Source organism: Desulfonatronum sp. SC1, from assembly GCF_003046795.1.
In the GTDB taxonomy this organism is placed as follows: domain Bacteria; phylum Desulfobacterota; class Desulfovibrionia; order Desulfovibrionales; family Desulfonatronaceae; genus Desulfonatronum.
The window spans coordinates 1-446 of the sequence record NZ_PZKN01000152.1 but is presented as its reverse complement, the minus strand read 5'-3'; the positions used below and the strand labels follow the sequence as shown (position 1 = coordinate 446).

General features: G+C 38.1%; 1 protein-coding gene. It reads right to left on the bottom strand.

The genetic code is table 11. The features are described 5' to 3' along the window. Positions 1-51: 51 nt before the first annotated feature. Positions 52-446: DUF3858 domain-containing protein (locus C6366_RS21085; protein ID WP_233248584.1), on the bottom strand; the 395-nt coding region annotated here is incomplete at its 5' end.

The following is a 446-nucleotide window of genomic DNA, read 5'->3' as shown; positions in this document are numbered from 1 at the left end:
ATATAGTTATCATGAACAAAATAGATAATGGCTAGCACACATCTCAAAAAGTTAGTTGGATAACTTCTTCAACACAATTTTCTCACCATGCTTGTCAATTACTCTGGCATAAAATGACTTTAACGCATCGTACTCGTTGGGCAAAAACATTGTTTTATTGATGGAAAAATCATGAACCACATGTATTGTATTACCCAATTGCGTGATGTTGTACAAAAACGTAAAGCTTCTGTCTTCAGCCAGCATACGCTGGGGAGCGGGAATGCTCTCAACTTCGTAACCTTCAGGTATAGTGTACGTCAATAAAACCCTGCGTCTCGACATGTAAGGATACTCAACCGGATAGTCACGATTTTCGAGTTTAAATGGATTATCACTGTGTGCAAAAAACAATAGCGGATTAAAAATCAGCATGTCAGCTATTTGCTCCGTTCTATCTTCAATGG